Below are 23,741 nucleotides of genomic sequence, written 5' to 3' on the forward strand. Positions count from 1 at the left end.
CTCATAGACAGGGGAATAGCTTTGTTCAACACAATCTCTCGGCAGTTAACGTTGTCTGCAGTGGTGTTAACACTACTAATGGCTGTCAGTATTTACGGCGTGATGGCATGGCGTGGCCAGCCGTTAGTGATCGATGCAAGTCAGTCACTGATTGAGCGTACGGGCGGCTCTATCGTGAATGCGCTGAATGGCCAGTTGGCTCGTGTCGAGGGGAATACCTCGAGCTTAGCGGCGTTGGCCGAGTCGCTTCCTCAAGATGAAGCGATTTACCAGCAAGCACTGCCCAATGTGGTTGATGATAATGGCAATATGACAATTGCCGGAGGCGGTATTTGGCCTGAGCCAGGCGCATTTTCGCCGGGTGTCGAGCGCTTCAGCTTTTTCTGGGCACGTAATGCTCAGGGAGCGTTGGAGTTTCTGGATGATTACAACGCAAGCACTATTGCTCCATACCACGACGAAGCATGGTATAGCAGTGCTCGCGATGCGACGCCAGGACAGTGCGTTTGGTCTGCCGCGTACCGCGACCCAGCGACAGGGGTCGCCATGGTGACCTGTAGTGTTCCGTATTATATCGATGGCGCTTTTTCAGGTGTAGCCACCATTGATATGCAGCTAGGCGGCGTGGCCGAGTTTCTTGCGGAAAATGGTGGTGGTACAGGCGGTTACGCCTTTGTGTTGGATAATGAGCGCAATGTCATTGACCTACCTGGAGTAGAGCAAGCCTCTGATGAAATGAAAGGTTTAGCTGACGTTGTCCGTGATATGCCCTGGCTTCAGCCTGTTGTTACGGCGATAACTGCTGGCCGGGAACAAGCAAGTATCGAAAGCGCAGGCGTGTTAGCAGAGCCTGCTGAAGTGCGCTTGTTTGACATGCCACGTACAGGGTGGACGCTTGGGTTAGTAACGCCTAGCGAGCAAGTCACGGCTTTGGCGCGCACGTTAACACGTGACCTGCTGCTATTTATCGTCCCTTTGCTGGCTCTGTTGCTGGGGCTTGGCTGGTGGGGTGGTCGTATTTTGCTAGCGCAAATACGCAGTACCACGCGTCAAATCGATCAGCTGGGTCAGGATAACTCGAGTCGAGAGCTAACGATCTATCGTGAGGATGAGATTGGTGAACTGCGCCGTGCTGTTAATCGATACTCGGAGAAGCTACAGCGGCTATTTGGTGACGTGCGGAGTGTGGCCGATGCCATTGCCAGCGAATCCACTGAAATAGCGGCAGGCAATACGGAGCTTTCTAGCCGAACAGAACAACAGGCGGCTTCTCTTCAGGAAACGTCATCAACGATGGAAGAGATGGCGGCTACGGTGAAGCGTAACGCTGACAATGCTCAAGAGGCCGACCTGCGGGCAAAAGAATCAGCGGATAAAGTAAAACGCGGCGGCCAGCAGGTATCGAGGCTGGCGCAATCTATGGAAGCAATCAACGAAAGCTCGGTTGAAGTCGCTTCAATTGTTCAAGTAATCGAAAATATTGCTTTTCAAACCAACATATTAGCGCTGAATGCCTCGGTAGAAGCAGCGCGTGCGGGTGAGCACGGGAGAGGCTTTGCGGTTGTTGCCAGTGAAGTACGTGAGCTTGCCTCGCGCAGTGCTGCATCGGCCAGGAATATTAATGGGCTGATCAAAACCACGTCTGAGCAGATCGCGACGGGCAGCGGTTATGCTCAAGAGGCTGAATCCGCTATGAAAGAGATTGTCGTCGCCATTGAGGAAGTAACAGCACGCATTAGCGAGATCAGCCAAGCTTCCAGCGAACAAACCAACGGCATTGACGAGATTAACCGAGCGGTAACGCAGATGGATACGGTGACCCAGCAGAATGCAGGCTTAGTCAGCCAGGCCGCAGGGGCTGCTAATGAACTGTCGTTACAGGCCCAGCGTTTAAAAGGCTTGCTAGATGAGTTTCACGGCGGTGCGCAGGCGGTATCGCAGGCTCCTGCACTGTCGGATGCGTCGCATGAAAGGTATCAATTAACATAGCGTGCCATGCTAAGTGGCCGTGTGTCCGCTTATCAGCCGCCCCGACTGGGGCGGTTTTGTTGTTAAGGTAGGATATGATCGACATGGATATTCAGGTAGCAGAGGGTGACGTCGAACGGCTGTCCCTGCGCGATTACACCGAAAAAGCGTACCTCGACTACTCGATGTACGTCATTTTAGACCGCGCTTTGCCCAATATTGGCGATGGCATGAAACCTGTGCAGCGGCGGATTATTTATGCTATGCGTGAATTGGCGCTGCACGCCAATGCTAAGTATAAAAAATCAGCGCGTACCGTGGGTGATGTGCTGGGTAAGTTTCACCCCCATGGCGATGGTGCTTGCTATGAAGCGATGGTGCTCATGGCCCAGTCGTTTAGCTATCGCTATCCACTAGTAGACGGGCAAGGTAACTGGGGTAGCCCTGATGACCCCAAATCCTTTGCTGCCATGCGCTACACCGAGGCCAAGCTTTCTAAGTTTGCGGAAGTGCTGCTTAGCGAGCTGGGCCAGGGCAACGTGGATTGGACGCCGAACTTCGACGGCACAATGCAAGAGCCAGTGGTGCTGCCTGCGCGTCTGCCTCACGTGCTGCTCAACGGCGGCACTGGCATTGCGGTCGGCATGGCAACCGATATTCCGCCGCACAACGTGACGGAGGTGGTCGAAGCCACCTGCCATCTGCTGCGCAACCCCGAAGCGACTACCGTCGACCTGATGGAGTTCGTACCCGCGCCAGACTTCCCCACCGATGCGGAAATCATCACGCCCAAAGCAGACCTGCGTAAGCTTTATGAGTCTGGACGTGGCTCGGTCAAACTACGCGCCCGCTATGTACGTGAAGACGCCAATATCGTGATTACCGCCGTGCCTTATCAGGTCAGCGGTGCCAAAGTGTTAGAGCAAATCGCCGCGCAAATGCAGGCCAAAAAGCTGCCGATGGTTGCTGACTTGCGCGATGAGTCCACCCACGAAGAGCCGACTCGCTTAGTGATTGAGCCGCGTTCAAATCGCGTGGATGTTGAATCGCTAATGGCGCACCTGTTTGCTACCACGGATCTGGAAAAGAACGTGCGGGTAAACATGAACGTGATCGGCCTAGATGGCCGCCCCCGTGTGATGCCACTAGCCGATATGCTGAGTGAATGGCTGCGTTTTCGACGTGCCACGGTACGTCGTCGTTTAGAGCACCGCTTAGGCAAGGTCGAAGACCGACTGCACATTTTAGAAGGGCTGCTAACGGCTTATCTCAACCTCGACGAAGTGATCCGTATTATTCGTGAAGAGGATGAGCCAAAGTCGGCGCTGATTGCTGCTTTTGGTCTTTCTGAACGACAAGCTGAAGCAATTCTAGAGCTGCGGCTGCGTCATCTTGCCAAGCTGGAAGAGATGAAAATCCGTGGTGAGCAGGATGAGCTTGAGAAAGAGCGTAAGTCGCTACAAGGGTTGCTAGGCAGTGAAGCCAAGCTGACCACACTGATTGAAAAAGAGATCCGCGCGGCGGGTAAAGAGCATGGTGATGCGCGTCGTTCGCCGCTGGTCGAGCGTGAAGAATCCAAGGCCCTCTCTGAAGTTGAGCTGCTAGGCGCCGATCCGATTACCGTGGTGCTCTCTGACAAAGGCTGGATTCGTGCAGCAAAAGGCCACGATATTGACCCTGAAGGGCTTTCTTATAAAGCAGGCGATAGCTTCCAGCTAGCGGCGCGCGGTAAAACCAATCAACCCTTAGTGCTATTGGATGACACCGGCCGCGCCTACACCTTAGCGGCGCATAATTTGCCCAGCGCCCGAGGCCAAGGTGAGCCCGTCACTGGGCGGGTCAATGTGGCGGCAGGTGCACGAATGGCGGGGTTAATGCTGGCACCGCCCACCAAACGGTTTGTACTGGCCAGCGACGGTGGCTATGGGTTTGTAGCCCAGCTTGGCGCTCTGACTGGTAAAAACAAAGCCGGTAAAGCGGTACTCAGCGTACCGAAAGGCTGCAGCGTGATGACCCCTATTGAGGTGCCGGAAGGCGAAGCCCTGTGGGTAGCATCGGTGTCCAACGAAGGTAGGTTGCTGCTGTTCCCGCTAGACCAGCTGCCTGAAATGGCTAAAGGTAAAGGCAACAAAATGCTCGATATCCCCGGCCCGCGCGCGGCCCGACGGGAAGAGTTTGTGCGCGATATTGCCATTGTGGCAGATAAGAGTGAGCTTATTATTCATGCTGGTAAGCGTAAGCTAACCCTGAAAGCCGACGATCTCGCGTATTATCGTGGTGAGCGCGGTAGACGAGGCAGCAAATTGCCGCGTGGTTTCCAAAAAGTCGACCGTTTAGAAGCAGGGGAGTAAGTCATGGCAACGCGTTATCTGATTCGTGCGACCGGTGTTGCGCGCCCAGGACAGCTGGCTGGCCTGGGTAAGGCACTGGCGGCAGGGGGCGCTCGTCTGTTGGATATAAATCAAAGCGTGACGTTTGGCATGCTCTCGTTGGAAATGTTGGTGGGGCTTAATCACGACAGTGCTTTGGAAGCCGCTCTAAGCGAAGCGGGGGATACATTAGGGTTAGACGTACAGGCAATTGCGGTGAGTGGTGAGGATTACCAGCGCTGGAGCGAACAAGCCAGCCAACCAAGGCTGATTTTAAGCCTACTAGCTCCTAAATTGCCTGCTGGTATATTAGCTGAAGTAGGCGCGCTAACGGCTGAGTTTGGTCTAACCGTTGAGCTGATCCATCGCCTTTCAGGCCGTGAAGCGCTTGAAGGAGATGCGCCAGCTAATGGTGCTTGTGTTGAGTGTTGGCTTAGGGGTAGCGATGCGGAGCTAGAGGCCTTGCGCGAAAAGGCCCTAGCACTGGGCGCTCAGCATGGAGTCGATATTGCTATTCAAGAAGACACCATCTGGCGTCGGCATCGTCGCTTAGTGTGTTTTGATATGGACTCGACCTTGATTAAAACCGAGGTAATTGACGAGCTGGCACGTCGTCATGGCGTAGGCGATGAAGTCGCCGACGTAACCGAACGAGCAATGCGTGGCGAGCTGGATTTTCAAGAGAGCTTCCGCGAGCGTATGAGTAAGTTAGCCGGTTTAGACGAAGCCGTCTTGAAGGAGATCGCCGCTGAGCTGCCGCTAATGGATGGCGTTGAACGGCTAATGGCGAACTTAAAGCGGTTTGGTTACCGCACCGTGATCCTCTCAGGAGGGTTTACCTACTTCGCCCGTCATCTTCAGGATAAGCTTGGCTTTGATGAAATCCATGCCAATGAGCTGGTGATCGAAAATGGCAAGGTGACTGGCGAAGTCAAAGAGCCGATTGTTGATGCCCAGCGTAAAGCCGATCTTTTGGAGCAAATTGCGCTACGGGAAGGTTTTACTTTAGAGCAGACCATTGCCGTCGGCGATGGCGCTAACGATCTGAAGATGCTGGCGAAAGCAGGGCTAGGTATCGCGTTTCGTGCTAAGCCGGTGGTTCGTGCCCAGGCCCGCCAAGCAATTTCAACGTTGGGGATTGATGCGGTGCTGTATTTAATTGGCTATCGCGAAGCAGATCTAATCGACTGACGCGCGCTGTCGAGCGAACAGGCGGTCATTAGCACCGCCTTTGGCTAGTTGTCTGTATGCGTGTTCACACCACCATATTCAGCGCGTAGCGCTTCTAGCTTAGCAGTTTCGTTTTCGCTGAGCGGTGGTGAATTCCACAGCGGATTACCTTGCACGTCATTTACCCCTTGTAGTGTTAAGGTAAGTTTTGTGTCGCGAGGAATCTGGTTATTTCCCCAGGGACCGAAACGGTTGGGAGCAAGGCTCCATTGGTCAGTCTCGCCGGGCGCTAAACCATCAGCAATCACATAATAAAACGTTTCATCGACCCAGGGTGTTTCGCGGTCCGGACTGGTTAGGACACCATGTAACAATAGTTCTGAAATCACCTGATCAGAATTATTGGTTACCTGAAGGTCAATGACAGGTTCAAAGGCACCGTAGGGGCTAGTACTAATGTAGTAATCAGCATTTTCAAGACGTACCTGTGCGCGTTGTTGCTGGTCATATGTTGCATTCGCCTGCTTATTTTCTAGACGATCAAGCGTTTGCAGTGCCTGCTCTCGTTCGCGGGCGCGACGTTCGCGCAGCATTCTGTCGGCGCGCTCAATAATCTCATCCCCTGTCAGGCCGTGCATATAGGCATTTGCTGATTCGGCCACTTCTGCGGCATTCATACGACGTGCATTGAGTAAATCGATGCCGCTGAACGATGACATGGCTATGATCGTCAAGGCTTGATCAAACTCATCGCGCTTGTAGGTAGGGAGAGAATCACGCACTTTCTCAACGGAAACAACGGCGGCTGGCATTGAGCTGGTGTCTATTTTGGGGTCTGAGCAACCCGCTATCATCAACGTGGTTAATGACAGTGCCGACAATCTAAGCAGGCTCCACATAGAATTACCTCAAAACAGGCTAACAAAACGCAAGGAGCTTACCGGAAAGTGGCGCTCCTCACTACTGTCTCGCGCCTGTGACATATAAAAAGCGCTGGCGTTTTGGCCAGCGCTTAACGATTAAACGATGTTGCTTCACTCTTTCAGCCATGCCCTTTATCAGGGTGGGGTACCGGCTTTTCACCGACTTCTTCTGAACGCAGTTCTACTGGTTTTCCTTGGGTTTTATCAGCGTGCTTGAGCTGCATATGTAGGCCCGTTTTGGCAAGCAAGTGGGCACTAACTGGCGCAGTGATGAATAAAAACAGCGTAATCAGTAGTTCTTGAACATCCGGTTTGCCATCGACGCTCCAAAAGTAGCCCATTGAAGCAACAAGCATGCAGCCTATGCCCAGCGTGGTGGCCTTGGTAGGGCCATGCAAGCGCATGTAAAAATCTCTTAGGTGGGCAAGGCCCAGTGAGCCAATAAAGACGAAAATGCCGCCTGCCACTAGCAGCAGTGAAATTAGCGCTTCAACTAAGAATGACATTGGCGCATCTCCTTAACGATTACACGGCTCATTCGATAATATCTCCGCGCAAAATGTATTTGCATACGGCCACTGTGCTGATGAAACCGAGCATGGCAATTAACAGCGCAGATTCAAAGTACGTCTTGCTGTTGAGCCACAGTCCTAGTAGCACAATGAGCGCAATCGAATTGACATACATCGTGTCAAGCGCCAGCACACGGTCTGGTAGGTCTGGGCCAATAGTTAAGCGATAAAGATTCATCAATAATGCCATCACTACCAGCGTCAAGGTAATCGCGAGTGCAATGCTCAGCATTCGTATATCTCCTTCAGCGGACGCTCATAACGCGCGCGTATTTGTTCGATTAGCGCGTCCTCATCGTCCACATTTAGCGCATGAATAAGCAGTGACTTTCCGTCCATGCGCAAATTGGCTGATACAGTGCCCGGCGTCAGGCTAATGGTGCTGGCGAGCAGCGTAATTGTGAAGCGCTCTTCAAGCATCAGTGGGTATTCAATAAAGTGAGGCTTAAGTTTACGCCACGGATTAGCGATCAAATACGCAACTTCAAAGTTGGCAATAACGATATCGCCCAGTACGCGAAGCGCAAAACGCAGTAGTTTAAGAGGCTTGCCAATACGCGGGCGTGCATCCCAAAAACGATGGGTTAACAACGGAATAAGGATGGCCAGCGCGCCGCCTAACACAATCTGGCCAAACGCAAAGCTACGCACGAGTAATAGCCATACCAATAGCAGCAGCAGTGACAATACTGGCGTAGGAAGCCAAGTGCGAGGGGCAATCATTGGGCGTCTCCAGCATCAGGCAGAAGCGTATTAATTAATAGCTGTGGGTTGGCTAGCTGCTCTCCTGTGGCTTGAGTGTAGCTACTCACTGGACCTGCAAAGACAACCATTAGCGGTGCCGCACTGAGTAACCACAGCATGCCAACCCACTGATAGCGGGAGAGGGTGCTGCCGCTTGGGCTACCTCGATGGCTGCGCCAAAATAGCGTAGAACCCGCACGAGAAAGCGCAATCAGCGAGGCAAGACTGGTCAATAGTAGCAGTGGCCAAAGCCACAAACGTTCTCCGCCTTCTGCGGCGTTAAGCATCAATGCTTTTCCTAAGGCACCAGATAATGGCGGTAAGCCTGCCACCGCAATGGCACCGATAAAAAAGGTAATCGCAAGTGCATTTCCTTGTACTAACGGGCGGCCTTTCACGATACGTGTGCCGGGTTTGCCTCGCTGCAGGCCAATCATGTCTGCCAGCAAAAAGAGCCCGCCAGTAATTAACGTCGTATGAATAAGATAATAAAGCAGTGCAGATGTCGCCGCTGGAGTGCGCATGCCAATTCCGGCCAGTAACGTGCCTACTGAAATAAGCACCAAGTACGCTATTAGCAGACGAAGATCACGGGCGGCCATAACGCCAACGCCAGCTGCCGCTAAGGTTGCTAAGGCTAACCACCATATCCAGGGCTGCTCTAATGCGACTAAACTTCCCGCTTGATCGCTAAATATCAGTGAATAGACACGTAAAATAGCGTAGATGCCCACTTTCGTCATGATAGCAAATAGCGCAGCCACAGGGGCTGGCGCGGCGGCATAAGCGCGGGGCAGCCAGAAATAGAGAGGTAAAATAGCGGCTTTTAAACCAAAAACCACTAACAGCATTAACGCCCCAGCGGTGACTAAACCTTCGCGCTCAGCGGGCAGGCTGGTCAGCTTATGCGCCATGTCGGCCATATTTAGCGTGCCTGTTGCACCGTAAAGAACACCCACCGCAATTAGAAATAGGGACGATCCCGCTAAATTAAGCACGACATAGTGCACGCTAGCTTGTATACGTGCTTTACCTCCGCCATGCAGCAGTAATGCATAAGAGGCAAGAAGCAATACTTCGAAAAAGACGAAGAGGTTAAACAAGTCGCCAGTTAGAAAGGCGCCGTTAATACCGAGCAGTTGCCATTGAAATAGGCCATGAAAGTTACTGCCTTTTTCATCATCACCGCCGCAGGCAAAAATGACCGCACCGACCGCTAGAATAGCGGTTACTAGCACCATCAATGCTGACAAGCGATCAAGCACCAGCACCACTCCAAACGGTGGCTGCCAATCACCCAGCGCGTAGTAAGTGATCTCACCACTCGCCGCTTGATTGACTAAGGCAATTGAGACAAATAATAAGAGTACCGAGGCAACAACGCTGACGGCGCGCTTATAGCGTACTAACCCTTGGCGTTGGTAAAGCAATAAGATGCCCGCAACTAACGGTAGCACCACAGGCAAAACAATTAGATGCTGAATCATTCGCGGTCTTCCTTTTTGCCATCAACATGGTCATTACCTACTTCGCTGCGTGCGCGCATGGCTAGGATGACCACAAAGGCGGTCATCGCAAAGCCAATCACAATCGCTGTCAATACCAGTGCTTGGGGTAATGGGTCAGCAACGTTCGCATTTTCATTTACCAGGGCAGCCCCATCAGTGGTTAAGCCTCCCATCGAAAACAAAAACAGATTGACCGCATAAGAGAGCAGCGTTAGACCGACGACAACGGGGAAGGTACGTCCCCGCAAGGTTAGATAGAGTCCGCAGGCGGTTAATATGCCCGTTGTAATGGCATAGAGCATTTCCATTAATAGGACTCCTTATCGTTGGACGTTGTGGAGTCGTCCGTTGTTTTGGGGTCTGTGACAGGCCGATGGGGAGTAGTAACTTTACCCAGGTTGGCCAGGATCATCAGTGTTGCACCTACAACGGCGAGATAAACACCAAGATCAAATAGCAAAGCGGTGGCCAGCTCGAAGGTGCCAATCAGTGGCAGCGTGAAATAACCGAATGATGACGTTAAGAACGGGTAGCCCAACAGCCAGCTGCCCAGCCCGGTGAGCGTTGCAATGGCTACCCCCACGACGGCTACCGGTTGGAAGGGGAAGTTAAGCCGCTCTTGCGCCCACTCCACACCGCGCGCCATATACAGCAAAATCAGCGCGACAGCGGTAATCAAACCGGCAATAAAACCACCACCAGGTTGATTATGGCCGCGTAAAAAGATAAACGCAGAAACCAGCAACGCCAGCGGCAGTAAGGTCATTGAGATTGACGTTAAAATAGCCGGATAGCGATCAGGCGACCAAACGCGACCTTCGCCATCGCTGTGAGGGATGAATAGGCGTAGCCGGTTTAGCAGTTTAAAGATTGCTAAGCCTGCAATGGCTAGCACCGTGATTTCACCGAGCGTATCGAAGCCACGGAAGTCGACTAATATCACGTTGACGACGTTGTACCCGCCGCCGCCAGGTTTGCTGTTTTCAACGAAGAACTCAGAAATCGACAGCGTTTCACGTGTCATCACCGCATAGTTAAGGCTAGCCACCACCAAGCCCAGCGCCCCTGCCAGCAGCATATCTCGTACATTGCGCTTGGGGCTCGACTCACGCGGTGTTTTTTGGGGCAAGAAAAATAGCGCTAGCATCAGCAGAATCATGGTGACAACTTCTACCGATAGCTGCGTCAGTGCTAGGTCTGGGGCCGAAAAGCGTGCAAAGGTGAGAGCAACGAATAGGCCTACAACAGATAACATTAGTAATGAGATTAACCGATAGCGATGCGTAGCAGCGGTTGCTATACCCCCAAAAATTAGCATACCCGCACCCAGCAAGACGATGCCATCAATTGGCTGATTGCCTTTAGCACCAGTTAAATTGCCAGTACTTGCCAAACCGATTACGCCCATCAGTAACGCCGCGAAAAGTAACCAACCCATATAGCGCTGAAGCGAGTTGCCTTCAAACTTGGTGATCAGTTGCTCGGCACGGTAGCTAAGGGTGACGATAAAACGCTCAAATACGCGGCGGGCATCGACACTAGCAAATGGCTGCATGAAACGGCGTAGATCGGCGTGGCGCCAATACAGCGCAATGCCCACAATAAAGGCCAGCCCACTCATGATTAAAGGTAGGTTGACGCCATGCCAAATAGCTAAATGGAAATCAAGTGGTTCTCCCAGCACAGCCTGGGACGCTAACTGTAAAATACCGGTAGCAAAAAAGGCGGGAAATAGTCCGACTAAAACGCACAGAACCACCAGAATTTCCACGGGTAGGCGCATTAAGTGTGGTGGCTCGTGTGGTGCTTTAGGCGTTGATTCTTTGGCGGGTTTATAAAATACCGCATGCACCAAACGCACAGAATAGGCTACCGAAAGAATGCCACCTAACGCTGCTAGCGCAGGAAGTAACCAGCTAAGACCTCCCAGTACCGGGGTAGCTAGCGTTTCGGTAAAGAACATCTCTTTAGAAAGAAAACCGTTAAAGAGGGGAACGCCAGCCATGGCAGCGGCGGCCAGGGTAGTCAGCAGCGCGGTAACCGGCATGGCTTTTTTCAAGCCACCTAATTGCTTGAGTTCTCGAGTGCCCGTTTCGTGATCGATAATTCCTGCACTCATAAACAGAGCAGCTTTGAAAGTGGCATGATTCAAAATATGAAACAGAGCTGCTAGCACTGCCATTGGGCTGCCGATACCGAGCAGTACGGTAATTAAACCCAAGTGACTCACGGTTGAAAACGCTAAAATCCCTTTTAGGTCGGTCTTAAATAACGCAAACCAGGCCCCATAAAGCAGTGTAATAGTCCCTACTAGCGGTACTACCACGCTCCAAAGTTCGCTGCCCGCAATGGCGGGATGCAAACGCGCCATTAGGAAAATACCCGCCTTTACCATGGTGGCAGAGTGTAGGTAAGCAGAGACGGGTGTTGGGGCTGCCATGGCATGAGGTAGCCAAAATTGGAAGGGGAATTGGGCTGATTTGGTAAATGCACCGAGTAGAACCAGACCAAGCATTATCGGATAGCGTGGGTCAGCGACGATTGCAGTACCGCTGCTAAGTACGTCATCCATCCGGTAGCTGCCTGCCATATCGCCCAATAGCAATAACCCCGCTAACAGTGCCAAACCACCGGCACCGGTAACGGTAAGTGCCATGCGGGCACCTTTACGGGCATCGCTCCGGTAAGACCAAAAGCCAATCAATAAAAAAGAGGAAAGACTGGTTAGTTCCCAGAACAACCAGAGTAAAATAAGGTTGTCTGACATCGAAATACCGACCATCGATGCCATAAACAGCATGAGAAACGCATAAAAGCGTCCAAACGGTTCATCTTTGGCTAGGTAAAAATGTGCATACAATAGAATTAGAAGGCCAATGCCAAGAATCAGCAGGTTAAAGAGCAGCGACAGGCCATCTAAACGAAATGCCAGCTCTAGGCCTAATTCGGGCATCCATGCCGCGTTAAAACGCAGCATTTCACCTTCTAACAGGGTGGGGATTTGCAGCAATGTAAGCAGTAGGGCAACCGCAGGCAGTATGCTTGTCGCTAGCGAGCACAAAGTGCGGCCGCGTTTGGCACTTAATGCCGGTACCACTACGCCTAGCAAAGGCAGTAAAGCTATCCACAGCAGTGTCATGGGCTTATCCAGCGCAAAAAATCATAAAACACCAAGGTCGCAATAGGCACCTGAGTGACGGAGATACATCAAGTGAAACAACAGGATATCACTTGTATAGTAAGTGTGTGGTTTTAGTATAAAGTGTTGCCGTTAACCGTTCAGAGACTCCTTGTTCCATGAGTGAACCATTCAATACCTGGCAAGCCCGCTTCGAAAAATTGCGTAGCAACAAGCTTTTTGAAGGGGTAGTAATATCAATCATTGTGGTTTCTGCACTAGTGATCGGTGCGAAAACCTATGAGGAAACCTCTCGAATAGAGCAGTGGCTGCTTTATCTAGATATTGCCGTTACGGTGTTCTTTCTGATTGAGATTTTGATCAGAATGGCAGCCGAGCGCAACTTAGTCAGCTTTTTTAAGAAAGGCTGGAATGTGTTTGATTTCCTGATCGTGACCGCTAGCCTGATACCGATGGACGACTCGGAGATGGTGCTGCTGGCACGTTTACTGAGGATTTTCCGCGTCTTGCGCTTGGTGTCGATGATTCCTGAGCTGCAAATGCTGCTGGTGGCTTTGGTGAAGTCCATCCCCAGGATGGGCTATGTTGTACTGTTGATGTTTATTATCTTTTACATCTACGGCGCTATTGGTAGCTTCCTGTTCCACAATGTTGATGAAAGCCTTTGGGGTAATATTGCCCTCGCCATGTTGACACTGTTTCAAGTAGCGACATTTGAGAGCTGGGCCACCGCTGTGCTTTACCCCACCATGGAAGTTTATCCCTATGCGTGGATCTATTTCTTAACCTTCATTTTTCTTAATGCATTTATTTTTCTCAATATGATGATTGGTATTGTGTTGGACGTCATGCAAAAAGAGAGTGCCCAGCTGGATTTAGATAGCGGTGAAGGTGACTCTGCCCAACTGCAAGCACTTCGAAGCGACGTGCATACGTTAAAAGCTCAACTTGATCGTATGGAAGCTGCGATGGTTCAAAAAGGCGCCCCAACGACGCTAAACGACCAAGCCGACCTATCTGAAACAGGGTTGCCTAAAACCGGCTTACCTAGAACCGGCTTACCTAGAACAGAGTAACGAAAGGAGCGCTGCCATGATGCTATCTGACCCCTCTAAAAAATACCGTCCTTTTGTGGCCGTTGACCTGCCCGATCGCCAGTGGCCAAGCCAGCGTATTGAAACGCCACCCATTTGGTGCAGCGTTGACCTGCGTGATGGCAACCAGTCGTTAATTGACCCGATGGATCAAGAGCGTAAACAGCGCTTGTTTGATCTGTTGCTGAAGACGGGGTTTAAAGAGATTGAGGTTGGTTTTCCATCAGCGTCGCAAACCGACTTTGACTTTGTCCGTGCGTTAATAGAGCAGGATAAAATCCCTGACGATGTGACCATTCAGGTGCTGACTCAGGCGCGCCCACACTTGATTGAGCGCACTTTTGAAGCGCTTGAAGGCGCTAAAAACGCTATTGTCCACGTCTATAACGCCACCGATCCGATGTTTCGTCGCGTCGTGTTTAATGTGGATAAAACGGAGTGTGTTCAGATCGCGGTGGATGCCACAGCACAAATCCGCGATTTGATGGCCGCCAACCCAAACACTAATTGGACCTTCCAGTACTCGCCGGAGCTGTTTACCACTACCGAAATGGACTTTGCGGTAGAGATTGTCGAAGCGGTGATGGACACGTTTGGGCCTAGCGTTGATAACCGGATGATCGTTAATTTACCGGCCACCGTCGAAGTCGCCACACCGAATAACTACGCCGACCAAATTGAGTGGTTCTGCCGCCATGTTAAAAAACGCGACACGTTAATTGTCAGTGTTCATCCCCATAATGATAGGGGAACAGGCGTTGCGGCAGCAGAGCTAACGTTGATGGCCGGGGCTGATCGGGTCGAAGGCACGCTGTTTGGTAACGGCGAGCGCACTGGCAACGTGGATATCGTCACGCTGGCCATGAACATGTACACCCAAGGTGTTCACCCGAACCTCGACTTTTCTAACATCACGCCGGTCATGCGCGAGGTGGAGTACTGTAACCAGCTACCCGTTCATCCACGCCACCCTTACGTGGGCGATCTAGTATTTACCGCGTTCTCTGGCTCGCACCAGGATGCCATCAAAAAAGGTATGGCAGACCGTCGCGCCCATCCTGAAGCGCTTTGGGATGTGCCATATCTGCCGATCGACCCGCTGGATGTGGGGCGCAGTTATGAAGCGGTGATTCGCGTTAACAGCCAGTCAGGCAAAGGCGGTATTTCCTATCTGCTGGAACAAGAGCACGGCATTGAGCTACCGCGCAGGCTCTCTATCGAGTTTAGCCAAGTGGTACAGGAAGTGGCCGACCGCACTGGGCGTGAAATTACCTCGCAAATGATCTATCAAGCGTTTGCCGATGAGTATCTTGAACAGCATTCTCCGCTGGCGCTGATTAGTCATCGCCTCTCTTCTGAGCCGGATAGCCCTAAAGTAGCGCTAGAAGCCGTGTTAGAAAACAGTGGTAATCGAGAAACGGTGTCCGGTGAAGGCAACGGCCCCCTAGCTGCCTTCGTGAAAGCGTTGGTCGTCAGCGGCCATGATGTGGAAATTATTGACTACCACGAGCATTCCCGTGGCCAAGGCGCGGATGCTGAAGCAATTGCCTATGTCGAAGTGCGCATTGATGGCAAAGCGGTGTTTGGCGTGGGTACCGACGAGAGCATCACCAGTGCGTCGATGAAAGGGGTGCTTAGTGCAATTAATCGCCACTACTCTACTCAGCCTGTAGCGGCGAACGTAACAGCGGATACGTTGGGTTAATCCAACAATAACCAGCTCGCTGGAGTAGCTGAAAATGCGGCCTTGGCAGCTCATAGCGTTTACCGCAATAGTCATCGCAGGGCTGCTGTCGGCTGCGGCTTCTCATGAACCGTTTGATTCCCGACTGGTGCGTCTGGAAGCACAGCAGGCGCTGCCAGCACTTGCGTCTACGCTGGAGCAGGAGTCGCCTGACATCAATGCGCTTTTTCTCAGCTACGCTGCTGACCAAGCGCTTTGGATGAGTGCCTCGCTGGCAATTTTACGATACGGCGATAGTGCGCGCAGCGCCTTAGTCGACTACGGAGACTCTCCTCAGTTTCAGGAGGTGCTAGTACGCTTTGGCGCGGATGCAATCTTGCCTGTGGTTTACTTCCGTGATCACGATATTGCTACGCTTCGCGCTCAGCATTGGCTAGGTGAGCGTTATCAGCAGGTCAGTCGTTGGTGGGACGATGACGATTCAGGATCAGCGAGTGTGAACGAAGGCCAGGCCAATGAAACGGACATAGAGAAAGCGATAGCACAATTGACACCCTATCGACGAGGTCAGATGGGAGTTGCGCTATTAGCGTCTAACGGCCATGCACTGCTGAACCAGTTTGTGGTCAGTGAGCAAGGCGATGTTGAGTGGTTACAGGGCGAACGCCTAATCGCAGGGGTTGGGGATTTTTTCACCGGTGGCCTACGTGACCTTGAAAGCCAATGGCGGCGCGGTGACGACATTGGCGCAAGCGCTGTTGCTTGGGCCGGAGTTGATCTCTTGGTGATGGCTAGCACAGTGAAGGTGCTACGTGCGGGCAAAGCGGCTCGTAGTGCTCGGTTGGGTAGCCTTGATGCACAGGGTGCTCGCACTGGTGTGCGTCACGGAATGGTGGCTGCGGGCGGACGCTTCGCTACGCTGCCGCGAATGGCGAAAGTGGCGGCGGTGGCTACGACTGCCTATGTGGTCGTTCGCCACCCAAGTTTGGTCAGTGCGCTAGGTGCCAACCTAGCGACATGGCTAGGCTGGCCGGTATGGCTTGGCCAGTTTGTGATTTGGTTGATCGTGCTATTGCCGGTGTTGATCATCGCGCGCTTTTGTTACCGCTGGTTACTTACACCGCTGCTATGGCTAGTGGTACCACTGGCGCGGCTGTGTATTAAGGCGGCTAACCGTTCACTTGCCAAGCGCAAGGGGCATACGAAGGCTCGGGGTTAAGCAGGCCCGTTGGCACCATGTGCCTGCATGAACCTGCTAGTCAGCGTTATGCTTGGCTCGCCAACCACCCCCGCCAGCCGCCAAACTGAGTGATCTCCTCTGCTTCTCCGCCTTCATTGAGCGCGCCTGCGGTGCAGATAAAGCCGCATTTCCAGCTGCCGTCGGCAAGTTCTACTTGACCTAAGCCGAGCGGGGCGGAAATACCTGCCAAGAAGCTACCGAGGGTTTCGATAGGCAGGCGCCAAACCTCCACTTCAATGGCTTGGCCATTGTCATCACGTAGCATTGCAGGGCGTTTAGGGGGCCCGCCCGCCAGTGCAAACAGTTTATAGCGCGGTGCGCTGTGGGTGACGCTGACCAAGGTGCCGCCCCGCTGGGTCAACTGGTGGTTAAGCGCTAAGCCCTTTAGGTGTGCACCGCATACCACCAGTTCCATGCTGCCATCTTGGGCGGCGATGGAGAGCTCCGCTAATGGCGGGTGCGGGTGGTCGGTGGCGCCTAACGGCAGCATAAGGCGCTGTTCAAGGGCGCGAGCGAGGGAGAGTAACTCCAAATCAGCCAATGCTTGACCAAACAGGGTGACGCCAATGGGTAGGCCGCGCTCGCTAAAGCCGACGGGCACGGCAAGCGCGCTGTAGTCGAGCAAGTTCATAAAGTTGGTCCAGGTGCCCAGGCGCGAGTTTACGCCAATAGGGTCTGCCGCTACCTCTGCTTTGCTAGGGTGCGTGACGGTCGTGGGGGAAAGCATGACATCCACGTGGCGGATTAACGCGTCGGCTTGGCGTTTGTACTCAGCAAGTTGATAGCGCGCATCAAACGCATCCACCGCCAGCGGTGTTGCTCCCCCCTGGGTGATTTGGAAGGTGACGGGATGCACGGCATCGGGGTGGCTCTGCATCAGCTCACGAATCACATGATAGCGCTCAGCGACCCAAGGTCCTTCGTAAAGTAAGCGCGCTGCTGCCAATAAGGGTGAACAGTCTAGCTCGACTTTTTCACCGCCAATAGCTTCCAACTCTGCAATTGCTAGGTGCATACCCTGGGTATACGCAGCATCGGTTTGCCACTGCGCTTCTAGCGGCACGCCAAAGCGGAACGCTGCCGGTGCTTTGCCATAACGCTTACCGTGAATGGCAAAGTCAACGCGTTTTGACCAGGCGCACTGATCATCATAAGCGGCGGTAATGCCGAGCACGTTGGCCGCATCGTCGGCGGTAAGCGTAAATAGGCTGATCGTATCCAGAGTGGCGCAGGCGGGCACGACGCCGCGGGTGCTAAGCAGCCCGAGGCTGGGTTTAACACCATAAAGGTTGTGGAAGCAGGCGGGCACCCGTCCAGAACCGGCCGTGTCGGTGCCCAGTGCAAAGCTGACCATGCCCGCCGCCGTCACCACTGCCGAGCCGCTGCTGGAACCACCCGGCACTAAGGTGGGATCAAAGGCATTAGCGGGCGTGCCATAAACCTCCAGCGCCCGCTCGCCCACTAAGCCAGTCGCAAACTGATCTAAGTTAGTTTTGCCCAAGGGGATAGCGCCTGCAGCGATTAACTGCTGTACCACAAACGCACTTTCTGATGGCGTATAGGCAAATGCTGGGCTGCCTGCTGTTGTCGGTATATCCGCAAGATCAATGTTGTCTTTAATCGCAAAAGGGATGCCGTATAGCGGCAATGACTCAGGTGATTCGCCTTCTAGGCGCTGCAGGTAAGGTGCTAACTGTTCACGGGTTAAACGGGTAATCCAAGCCGCATCGTGGCCATAGGCGTCAGCCGCTGCCAGTAATTGATCGATTAGGTCAGACGGCGTTAATTCACCGCTGCGATAGGCGGTGTGTAGGCTAGCAATATCGAGTGAAATCGGAAGTGTCATTGTGGGTTCCTTAATGAGGCTTGTATGACGCGCGAAGGGTGGGGTAGGTTGATACCGTTGTCATATTTCCAACCTTCTCGCCAAGGCTGCGTAGAAAGCACAACTTGCCAACCCGCCTGGGTGCGCTGTAAGAAGTCAAAACACAGGCTAGCGCGCCAGCGCAGAGTCTCATCAGCTAAGCGGTTTAAAGGCGTAAACAAGGTATCTGCACGTATGTTTGCGGGGCGTGGGGTAATCGCCATGGCGTAGTCGCCAAGCTGCAGCCAGCAAAGTTGCCCCCGTTCGTCGGTGCGCACTGTCTCATTGGGGATGTCGCTAGTAAGCCGTTGCCAGTGCTCCACATAGCGCCCGGTAGGATGGCGCTCTTCCAGCGTGTCATCGTCAATCCAGCGCAGTAGGCCCACATCCCGCTCTAAGCCAGGGCAAAGATCCTGATAGCGATGCCACGTACACAGTTCGCCTTCAATCTGGGTAATGCCTGCAAAAGCGCTAAGGCTTGCTAGCCATTCAAGCTGGGCGTGGTCGCATGAGGTTAAGCACGTGATGCCCGAAAAATCAGGTAGCGTTGCCGGTAAGCGCAGGTCGGCATGCCAGTACTGGCCCTGCAGCCAGAAAACCCGTGAGATAGTATCGGCCTGTTGGTAGGGTGACGTGGCTGGCTCGGCATATAGCGTTCGCTGCCAAACGCCTCGATAGCGATTGGCAACTGCTGGTAGTAGAGCGCTCATCGCTTTGGCACCTCGTTTTGCTGCTCTTTGTGCTTGCCGTGCTGGCCTAGGCTACCGACTTCACGAGCGCCCTCTGGGAGTGTGATGTCGCCTTTTGCTAGACGCTCACGCAGGTAGCGGAAAGTTTGGATGGTTTGCGCGTAAAGGTGGTCGCCTGCTTTTAGCGACGCATAGTTAGCCTGGCCATGGCGCTTGACTAATGCAGGTAGCGGCGCGACCTCAGTATGGTAATCGCAGGCGAAAAACAGCGGAAACGAGTAGCGTTCTTCTTTTACCTTGCGCACCCGGTGGGACGTTGCCACAAACTCTCCATTGCTCCATATTTCCAGCATATCGCCAATATTCACCACTAAGGCATCCTCGCGAAACGGCACGTCGATCCACTCCCCAGCACCGTTCATCACTTCCAGCCCTGGCGCCGTGGGTAGCAACAGAGTGAAGCACTCGTAGTCGGTATGCGCGCCAATGCCTTGGGTGTCTTGTGCATCAGGGTTGTAAGGGTAGTGAATCAGGCGCAGCTGGCTGGGCGGTTTGGTGACATGGCGCAGCAGCTGCTGCTCTTCCAGCCCTAATGCCAGGGCAAAGCCGCCCATTAGTGCGCGGCCCACCTGGTAGACGGCATCGTAATAGGCGGCCACTGGCGCTCGGAAACCGTCAAGCGCTGGCCAGGGGTTAGGGCCAAGGAGTGGGGTGCCAGCCACAACGTCGGGATCGTTTTCGGGTAACTCAAAGGCGAGGTCAAACGCTTCTTTCATGTCGGGTTTTGTGGGGTCAGGAGACTCTTCACCGGGTGGTACATAGCCACGATGGTGATGATAATGGCCTATATAGCGCTGCATCTTGGCGTCTGTTGACTGGGCAAAGAAGCGCTTGGCTTGTGTGATCAGCCCATGACGCAGCGAATCATCAATACCGTGCCCAACCATTTGAAAGAAGCCAACCTCGCGCGCAGCGCGGCCAAGGGCGTTGGCAACGGCTCGACGCGCGGCGGCATTGCCATGCAGTAAAGGGTCAATATCGATCACGGGAATGGTTTGGAAGTCGGCTAGGCGCGGATCGGCGGGAAGCGGGCTCATGAGCTTGCCTCCTCGCTATCAGTGATCACTACCAGCGGCTGCCCAGGCGCAACTGAAGCGCCTTCGCTTAGCGGTAGCCTAACCACTCGGCCTGCACAGTGAGAGGTGATCTCCACTTCCATCTTCATAGATTCTACCAGGGCCACTGCTTGGCCAGCACTGACCTGCTCACCCTCTTGGATAAGCAGTTTCCACAGGCTACCGGTGACAGGGCTTTCTATGCCTAGCTCGTTATCATTTAACGCGGTTACCTCGGCACTTTGCGGTGTTTGGTCTTCAAAGGTGAACTGCCCATTGGCGCGCCAATCGGCCATCTCTGCCTGGAAAGCGGCTTCGCGTTTGCTGCGAAAAGCCTCAATGTCAGCGGCGTTTTTGTCGATATCGGCTTGGTAATCCGCTAAACGGAAGTGAGTCGTTTCAACTGGTAGCTCAAAACGCCCGTGGGGAAAGTCGCGGCGGATTTGTTCAAGCTCGTCGTGGCTGACCTCATAAAAACGCAGCTGGTCAAAAAAGCGCAGAAGCCAAGGATTTTCAAAGTGTGCTGTTGTGCGGTAGCGGTTCCACATCTGCAGCGTGCGGCCGACAAACTGGTAGCCACCAGGGCCTTCCATGCCATAAACACATAAATACGCGCCGCCAATGCCAACAGAGTTTTCTGCTGTCCAGGTGCGGGCGGGGTTGTATTTGGTAGTCACAAGACGCTGGCGAGGATCCAGCGGTGTGGCGACGGGGGCTCCCAGATACACGTCGCCCAAGCCCATCACTAGGTAGCGGGCATTGAAAACGATATCGCGCACGGCCTGTTCACTTTCAAGAGCGTTAATGCGGCGAATAAAGTCCAGGTTGCTGGGGCACCAGGGGGCGTCCGGGCGCACGCTGCGCTGGTATTTATCGATGGCTTCCTGGCAGGAGGGGTCATCCCAGGAGAGGGGTAAATGCACCACCCGAGAGGCAACTTCCAGTGACTCCACGTCGACGAGGGCCTGCTCTGCGGTGAGCAGGTGGGCGAGCAACTCATCAAGGCTCAGCTCACGCGGCTCGTAATGCACTTGCAGCGAACGGATACCAGGGGTTAATTCCCGTAGGCCGGGTAGTGAGTGCTCCTGCAGCCACAGCATCCAGGCATGGACACGAAAGCGCAGCGCGATATCCAGTTCCATCGCGCCAAACTCGATAAGCAGGAAGTCATCCCCAGCACGGCGGTAAACAATCCGTTCACCGGCCTGTTCGGCGGGCACGTCGCGCAAAACGGGGCTGTCGCGCTCTTCATCAATGCACGGTTGGTTTGGCTGAGCAGCAAGTGCTTCAAGCTCGGCGAGCTGGCGATCTTCGAGTGCGCGCGCCGTGGCAAGGCTTACTGGCACAAAGCGTACTTTGTCACCCGCGCTGAGCTGGCCTAACTTCCAGCGTTCGGCGCGGATTACCGTCGCTGGGCAAACAAAGCCGCCTAGGGAGGGGCCGTCAGGGCCAAGAATGACCGGCATATCGCCGGTAAAGTCGATGGCGCCAAAGGCGTAAGCGTTGTCATGAATATTAGAGGGGTGTAAGCCCGCCTCGCCACCGTCGGCTCTGGCCCACTCGGGACGGGGGCCGATCAGCCGTACGCCTGTGCGGCTGGAGTTATAGTGAACCTCCCAGTGGTGATCAAAAAAGCGCTCAACATCGTTATCGGTGAAAAAGTCCGGCGCGCCGTGGGGGCCGTAAAGTACGGCTACCTGCCATGTCTTACCGCCGTCTTGATCGCCGAAGGTGGGAATTAGCGCCTCTTCCAGCTTAACCGCCGATGTGGGATCAAGCGGTGGCAGGTCGAGCATGTCGCCGCTGCGCAAAGCGCGCCCGCCGTGGCCGCCAAACTGGCCCAGGGTGAAGGTGCTGCGCGAGCCCAGGTAGTGGGGGCACTGAATGCCGCCACGTACCAGCAGGTAAGTGCGGGTGCCCGTAGTGGCTTTGCCTAGTGTCAGGGTAGAACCGGCGGCGATATCTAGCACTTGCCAGAAGGCGACCGTTTGACCATCCAGCGTGGCGGGCATTTGGGCACCCGTTAGCACAATTTGGCTGGCACGATGAAAGCGCAGCGTCGGGCCGGTCAGGGTGATTTCAAGCCCGGCGGCTTCGACTGGGTTATCCAGCAGGCGGTTGCCAAGCCGAAACGACCAGTCGTCGAAGGGGCCAGAGGGCGGAACGCCGACATCCCAATGACCCTGTCGACCGGGGAAATCCTGAAGAGTGGTTAACGTGCCGGGGGCGATAACTTCAATGGCTGGCGGTGCCCAGTCAAGGGTTGTCAGCCAGTGGGTGTCCAGGTCAGCACGCTGAAAACGCTCGGCGCGCAGTACATGGGCAAGCCAAGTTCGGTTGGTGGTAATGCCGTAAACGCTGGCGTTGTCCAGCGTACCGGCTAACTGGTCGATAGCCGCCTGGCGACTTGAGCCATGAACAATAACTTTGGCCAGCATGGGGTCAAAGAGCGCTGAGATTTCCAGCCCAGCTTCCAAGGCGTGGTCGATACGCAAGCCCTCTGCGTGCGGAAAGTTCACCTCGGTGAGCAGCCCGGCGCTGGGGCGAAAATCATGGGCAGGGTCTTCGGCGTACAAGCGCGCCTGTACCGCGTGACCGTGAGGCGTGAGCTGCTGGGTCAGCGTGGCAAGCGGATGAAGTTGATCTGCCCCTAGGCGCACCATCCATTCAACAATATCAATGCCATACACCATCTCTGTCACGCCGTGCTCCACTTGGAGCCGGGTGTTTACTTCTAGAAAATAGAAGGCCTGGCGCTGGGTGTCGTAGATAAACTCAACGGTGCCGGCACTGCGATAATTAACTGCCTTACCCAACGTGACGGCGGTAGCGTGTAGTGCGCTGCGCACTGTTTCTGGCAAGTTAGGCGCAGGGCACTCTTCCAGTACCTTTTGGTGGCGGCGCTGGGTAGAGCAGTCCCGCTCGCCAATTGCCACTACGCTGCCGTTGCCATCACCGAAGAGCTGTACTTCCAGATGGCGGGCACTAGCAATATAGGCTTCGAGAAACACGCCACCATCGCCAAAGTTACGCTCGCTCAGGCCTTTTACCGAATCAAAGGCGCGCTCAAGTTCGGCGGGGGTTTGGCATATCTGCATACCAATACCACCACCGCCTGCGGTGGATTTGAGCATCACAGGATAGCCAATTTGCTCGGCGTTGCTAAGGGCGTCGTCAATGCTTGAGAGCAGCGCTGAGCCGGGTACCAACGGTACTCCAGCCTGCTTGGCAATGGCGCGGGCTTGGTGCTTTAAACCGAACTGCTCAATCTGCTCCGCGGTAGGGCCTAAAAAGATTAGCCCAGCGGCGTCGCAGGCGGTAATAAAACGCGTGTTTTCAGACAGAAAACCATAGCCGGGATGCACCGCTTGGGCACCGCTTTGCTTGGCAATGGCGATCAGCTTGCCGATGTTGAGATAGGTATCGCAAGCCGGGCCCGCGCCAAGCGAATAGGCTTCATCGGCCTGGTGGACGTAGGGGGCGTCGCGGTCGGCATCGGCATAAACCACCACGCTGCCAACATTCAGTGCTTTTAGCGTGCGTAAAATGCGTGCGGCAATAGCACCGCGATTGGCAATAAGTACTTTGCTAAACATGTGAGGTTGCCTGCAAACAAGGGCGGGTCGTCCCGCAGGTTGTTTGGCCATCTAGGGTCGTCCCTA

At 54.0% G+C, this 23,741-nt stretch carries 17 protein-coding genes; 6 read left to right on the plus strand and 11 right to left on the minus strand.

The annotated features are described in order from the left end of the window. The first annotated feature begins 21 nt into the window (after nt 1–21). From M0220_RS14365 to serB, 3 genes are all read left to right on the plus strand, one after another. Nucleotides 22–1,989 (plus strand): methyl-accepting chemotaxis protein, encoded by a 1,968-nt coding sequence (locus tag M0220_RS14365; protein WP_264018054.1) that lies wholly within the window; start codon nt 22–24, stop codon nt 1,987–1,989. Nucleotides 1,990–2,063: 74 nt separating this feature from the next. Beyond that, nucleotides 2,064–4,319 carry a DNA topoisomerase IV subunit A gene (parC, locus tag M0220_RS14370; protein ID WP_264018055.1) on the plus strand — a complete coding sequence of 752 codons (2,256 nt, stop codon included), beginning with the start codon at nt 2,064–2,066 and terminating at the stop codon, nt 4,317–4,319. A 3-nt stretch (nt 4,320–4,322) separates the two neighbouring features. Further along, nucleotides 4,323–5,528, plus strand: coding sequence for a phosphoserine phosphatase SerB (gene serB, locus M0220_RS14375; RefSeq protein ID WP_264018056.1), 1,206 nt, complete (start codon nt 4,323–4,325; stop codon nt 5,526–5,528). Nucleotides 5,529–5,572: 44 nt separating this feature from the next. Here the strand turns inward: serB and M0220_RS14380 are convergent, their stop codons facing one another. The 7 genes from M0220_RS14380 to M0220_RS14410 all read right to left on the minus strand — a co-directional run bounded on the left by M0220_RS14380 (nt 5,573) and on the right by M0220_RS14410 (nt 12,393). Further along, a complete protein-coding gene (locus M0220_RS14380) occupies nt 5,573–6,406 on the minus strand; it encodes a DUF6694 family lipoprotein (RefSeq protein ID WP_030072150.1) in 834 nt (277 codons plus the stop codon). Between the two features lie 143 nt (nt 6,407–6,549). Beyond that, on the minus strand, nt 6,550–6,936 hold the full coding sequence (locus M0220_RS14385; RefSeq protein WP_030072152.1) for a Na+/H+ antiporter subunit G: 387 nt from the start codon (nt 6,934–6,936) through the stop codon (nt 6,550–6,552). Nucleotides 6,937–6,964: 28 nt separating this feature from the next. Then, nucleotides 6,965–7,234: a K+/H+ antiporter subunit F gene (locus tag M0220_RS14390; protein ID WP_030072154.1), complete on the minus strand. Its 270-nt coding sequence runs from the start codon at nt 7,232–7,234 to the stop codon at nt 6,965–6,967. Next, nucleotides 7,228–7,725, minus strand: a complete 498-nt coding sequence (locus tag M0220_RS14395; RefSeq protein ID WP_030072156.1) for a Na+/H+ antiporter subunit E — start codon at nt 7,723–7,725, stop codon at nt 7,228–7,230. The genes M0220_RS14390 and M0220_RS14395 overlap by 7 nt, the downstream gene beginning before the upstream one ends. Next, complete coding sequence (locus M0220_RS14400) at nt 7,722–9,233, minus strand: monovalent cation/H+ antiporter subunit D (protein WP_264018057.1); 1,512 nt, start codon at nt 9,231–9,233, stop codon at nt 7,722–7,724. Before M0220_RS14400 ends, M0220_RS14395 begins: the two co-directional genes overlap by 4 nt. Further along, nucleotides 9,230–9,562, minus strand: a complete 333-nt coding sequence (locus M0220_RS14405) for a Na+/H+ antiporter subunit C (RefSeq protein ID WP_030072161.1) — start codon at nt 9,560–9,562, stop codon at nt 9,230–9,232. The genes M0220_RS14400 and M0220_RS14405 overlap by 4 nt, the downstream gene beginning before the upstream one ends. Next, the gene (locus tag M0220_RS14410; RefSeq protein ID WP_030072163.1) at nt 9,562–12,393 is read right to left on the minus strand and encodes a monovalent cation/H+ antiporter subunit A; all 2,832 of its coding nucleotides are present in this window, start codon (nt 12,391–12,393) and stop codon (nt 9,562–9,564) included. Before M0220_RS14410 ends, M0220_RS14405 begins: the two co-directional genes overlap by 1 nt. 158 nt (nt 12,394–12,551) lie before the next feature. On the opposite strand from M0220_RS14410, the gene M0220_RS14415 reads away from it, so the two are divergent. From M0220_RS14415 to M0220_RS14425, 3 genes are read left to right on the plus strand one after another with little or no spacing between them, the layout of a single operon-like run. Then, the gene (locus tag M0220_RS14415; protein ID WP_035536528.1) at nt 12,552–13,469 is read left to right on the plus strand and encodes an ion transporter; all 918 of its coding nucleotides are present in this window, start codon (nt 12,552–12,554) and stop codon (nt 13,467–13,469) included. 16 nt (nt 13,470–13,485) lie between these two features. Then, nucleotides 13,486–15,192: a 2-isopropylmalate synthase gene (gene leuA / locus M0220_RS14420; RefSeq protein ID WP_030072167.1), complete on the plus strand. Its 1,707-nt coding sequence runs from the start codon at nt 13,486–13,488 to the stop codon at nt 15,190–15,192. 34 nt (nt 15,193–15,226) lie between these two features. After that, a complete protein-coding gene (locus M0220_RS14425) occupies nt 15,227–16,390 on the plus strand; it encodes a hypothetical protein (protein ID WP_264018058.1) in 1,164 nt (387 codons plus the stop codon). Nucleotides 16,391–16,436: 46 nt separating this feature from the next. Here M0220_RS14425 and atzF read toward each other — a convergent pair whose 3' ends face one another. Genes atzF through uca form a run of 4 tightly spaced genes read right to left on the minus strand, consistent with a single transcriptional unit; the run spans nt 16,437 to nt 23,675 of the window. Next, a complete protein-coding gene (atzF, locus tag M0220_RS14430) occupies nt 16,437–18,257 on the minus strand; it encodes an allophanate hydrolase (RefSeq protein ID WP_264018059.1) in 1,821 nt (606 codons plus the stop codon). After that, complete coding sequence (locus M0220_RS14435; protein WP_264018060.1) at nt 18,254–18,985, minus strand: hypothetical protein; 732 nt, start codon at nt 18,983–18,985, stop codon at nt 18,254–18,256. The genes atzF and M0220_RS14435 overlap by 4 nt, the downstream gene beginning before the upstream one ends. Then, nucleotides 18,982–20,061, minus strand: coding sequence for an isopenicillin N synthase family dioxygenase (locus M0220_RS14440; RefSeq protein ID WP_264018061.1), 1,080 nt, complete (start codon nt 20,059–20,061; stop codon nt 18,982–18,984). Before M0220_RS14440 ends, M0220_RS14435 begins: the two co-directional genes overlap by 4 nt. Continuing rightward, the gene (gene uca, locus M0220_RS14445; protein WP_264018062.1) at nt 20,058–23,675 is read right to left on the minus strand and encodes an urea carboxylase; all 3,618 of its coding nucleotides are present in this window, start codon (nt 23,673–23,675) and stop codon (nt 20,058–20,060) included. Before uca ends, M0220_RS14440 begins: the two co-directional genes overlap by 4 nt. Nucleotides 23,676–23,741: the final 66 nt, after the last annotated feature.

Origin of the sequence: Halomonas qinghailakensis, assembly GCF_025820815.1 — a bacterium.
GTDB classification, from domain to species: domain Bacteria; phylum Pseudomonadota; class Gammaproteobacteria; order Pseudomonadales; family Halomonadaceae; genus Vreelandella; species Vreelandella qaidamensis.